General features: G+C 63.9%; 5 protein-coding genes. All 5 read left to right on the top strand.

Annotated features, from left to right (window positions below):
- Positions 1–2: 2 nt before the first annotated feature.
- Entirely contained in the window at positions 3–1,007 is a 1,005-nt protein-coding gene (gene paaA, locus AWB74_RS43715) for a 1,2-phenylacetyl-CoA epoxidase subunit PaaA (protein WP_061152695.1), read from the top strand.
- Between the two features lie 16 nt (positions 1,008–1,023).
- Complete coding sequence (gene paaB / locus AWB74_RS43720) at positions 1,024–1,308, top strand: 1,2-phenylacetyl-CoA epoxidase subunit PaaB (protein ID WP_016346499.1); 285 nt, start codon at positions 1,024–1,026, stop codon at positions 1,306–1,308.
- A 10-nt stretch (positions 1,309–1,318) separates the two neighbouring features.
- On the top strand, positions 1,319–2,110 hold the full coding sequence (gene paaC, locus AWB74_RS43725; RefSeq protein ID WP_061152696.1) for a 1,2-phenylacetyl-CoA epoxidase subunit PaaC: 792 nt from the start codon (positions 1,319–1,321) through the stop codon (positions 2,108–2,110).
- Complete coding sequence (gene paaD / locus AWB74_RS43730; protein WP_061152697.1) at positions 2,110–2,664, top strand: 1,2-phenylacetyl-CoA epoxidase subunit PaaD; 555 nt, start codon at positions 2,110–2,112, stop codon at positions 2,662–2,664. Before paaC ends, paaD begins: the two co-directional genes overlap by 1 nt.
- Before the next feature lie 23 nt (positions 2,665–2,687).
- On the top strand, positions 2,688–3,196 hold a 509-nt coding region (locus AWB74_RS43735), incomplete at its 3' end, for an FAD-binding oxidoreductase (RefSeq protein ID WP_235024949.1).

Here is a 3,196-nt window from a genome sequence, read left to right on the forward strand (position 1 = left end):
CCATGTACACCCAATCCCTCGACCTCCCGAGCCCCACGCCTGCAGCCGAGGCGTCCCCATCCGCGGTATCTCCCGAGCAAACCCGCTTCGACGCGGTGATGCAAGCCGACGGCAAGATCGAAGCGCAGGACTGGATGCCCGAGGCGTATCGCAAGACGCTGGTGCGCCAGATCTCGCAGCATGCGCATTCGGAGATCATCGGCATGCAGCCCGAGGGCAACTGGATCAGCCGCGCGCCCAGCCTCAAGCGCAAGGCGATCCTGCTGGCCAAGGTGCAGGACGAAGGCGGCCACGGTCTGTATCTGTACAGCGCCGCCGAAACGCTCGGCGTCTCGCGCGATCAGCTGGTCGCAGCGCTGCACGCGGGCAAGGCCAAATACTCGAGCATCTTCAACTATGCGACGCCCACGTGGGCCGATGTCGGCGTGATTGGCTGGCTGGTCGATGGCGCCGCGATCATGAATCAGATTCCGCTGTGCCGCTGCACCTACGGCCCGTATGCGCGCGCGATGATCCGCATCTGCAAGGAAGAGTCGTTTCATCAGCGCCAGGGCTTCGATGCGCTGCTCGCGATGATGAGGGGCACGCAGGCGCAAAAGGATCTCGTGCAGCAGGCGGTGGACCGCTGGTGGTGGCCGGTGCTGATGATGTTCGGCCCGAGCGACAAGGACTCGATCCACAGCGGCCAGTCCTTCGCGTGGGGCATCAAGCGCATTTCCAACGACGACCTGCGTCAGAAGTTCGTCGATGCCACCGTCGAGCAGGCGAAGATTCTCGGCGTCACGCTGCCCGATCCGGATCTGAAGTGGAACGCCGCGCGCAACGCGCACGACTACGGCGAGATCGACTGGGAAGAATTCTGGCGCGTGGTCAACGGCGACGGCCCCTGCAACAAGGAGCGCCTCGCCACGCGCGTGAAGGCGCATGACGAGGGCGAATGGGTGCGCGAAGCCGCGCTTGCCTATGCCGAGAAACAGAAAGCGCGCGCACATCGCGAAGCGGCGTAATCAGGAGACGAGAGAGATGAACAAGGAATGGCCGATCTGGGAAGTGTTCGTGCGCAGCAAGCAGGGACTGGATCACAAGCACTGCGGCAGTCTGCACGCGCCGGACGCGGGCGCGGCGTTGCGCATGGCGCGCGATGTGTACACGCGGCGTCAGGAAGGCGTGAGCATCTGGGTGGTGCCGTCGGCGGCGATCACCGCATCGGACCCGGCGGACAAGGGCGAACTGTTCGAGCCGGCGGGCGACAAGATTTATCGGCATCCGACGTTCTTCGTGCTGCCCGACGAAATCAATCATATGTGAGGCGCGATACATGACACACGCGCATCAACATCTCGCTTACGTATTGCGTCTGGCCGACAACGCCCTGATCCTCGGTCAGCGCAATGCCGAATGGTGCAGCCACGGCCCGGCGCTGGAAGAAGACATCGCGCTGGCGAACATCAGCCTCGATCTGATCGGTCAGGCGCGGCTCTTGTACACGCATGCGGCGACACTCGAAGGCGCCAGCAAGACCGAAGACGATTACGCGTACTTCCGCACCGAGCGCGAGTTCGCCAACTACACGATCGCGGAGCTGCCGCACTTCGGTCCGCTCGCAGGCACGGCGCGCGCCGAGCGCGATTACGCGGTGACGATCGTGCGCAACTTCCTGTACTCCGCGCTGATGGCGCAGGTGTGGACGGCGCTGCAGGCGTCAAGCGACACACAACTCGCGGCGATCGCAGCGAAGTCGATCAAGGAAACGAGCTATCACCTGCATCACGCGCACGACTGGCTGGTGCGTCTGGGCGATGGTACGGACGAATCGCATCGACGTACGCAGGCCGCGCTCGATTATCTGATGCCGTACACGCGTGAGTTCTTCGTGACCGATGACATCGAGCGCGCAGTGGCCGAAGCCGGCATCGCGCCGCTTGCGAGCGATTTCGAAGCAGCGTGGCGCGAGCAGGTGCAAGCCGCACTCGATGAAGCGACGCTGCAAGCGCCCGCAGAAGTGAAGCACGTGAGCACGGGCAAGCTCGGCGAGCACTCGGAGCACATGGGCTATCTGCTGGCGGAAATGCAGAGCATTGCGCGTCAACATCCGGGCGCGCGCTGGTGATGGAGACCGTCAACGCAAACGCCAGGGCAAACGTCAACGCAAACACGACGATCGAACGCGCGTGGAGCGTGCTCGAAGCGGTGCCCGATCCGGAGATTCCGGTGGTCTCGATCCGCGAGCTGGGCATTCTGCGCGACGTGCGTCACGGCGACGACGGTGTGCTCGAAGTGGTGATCACACCGACGTACTCGGGGTGTCCGGCGATGTCGCAGATCGCGGAGGATATCGCGCAGGCGATCGATCGAGCCGCGCTCGGCGCGCATCGCATCGAGACGGTGCTGGCGCCCGCGTGGACCACCGACTGGATCACGGACGAAGCGCGCGAGAAGCTGCGCCGCTATGGCATCGCGCCGCCCTCGGGCACATGCGGCAGCACGCACGCACCAGCGGAGAAGCCGATCCGTTTCGTGCCCTACAAGAAAGAAGTGATCGCCTGTCCGCACTGCGGCTCGACGCACACCGAGAAGCTTGCGCAATTCGGCTCGACGGCGTGCAAGGCGCTGTATCGCTGCATCGATTGCCGCGAGCCGTTCGATTACTTCAAGCCGTACTGAACCGACTTCATATCATCGACATCATGGCGACTCCGCAATTCCATCCGCTGCGTATCCGCGACGTGCGTCCCGAAACCGCCGACGCCGTCACCGTTTCGTTCGACGTGCCGCCTGCCTTGCGCGACGCGTTTCGCTTCACGCAAGGCCAGTTCGTGACGCTCAAGACGCACCTCGACGGCGAGGAAACGCGCCGCTCGTATTCGATCTGCGTGGGCGTGACCGACTACGATCGCGACGGCGAATTGCGCATCGGCATCAAGCGCGTGCGCGGCGGGCGCTTCTCGAACTTCGCGTTCGATACCCTGAAGCCCGGCCATGAGATCGACGTGATGACGCCCGACGGACGCTTCTTCACGCATCTGAACGCGGACCACGCGAAGCATTACGTGGCGTTCTCGGGCGGCTCGGGCATCACGCCGGTGCTGGCGATCATCAAGACGACGCTCGATATCGAGCCGACGAGCCGCTTCACGCTGGTGTACGGCAATCGCAGCGTCGACGCGATCATGTTCGCCGAGGAACTCGAAGATCT

Origin of the sequence: Caballeronia arvi (assembly GCF_001544695.2) — a bacterium.
GTDB lineage: Bacteria > Pseudomonadota > Gammaproteobacteria > Burkholderiales > Burkholderiaceae > Caballeronia > Caballeronia arvi.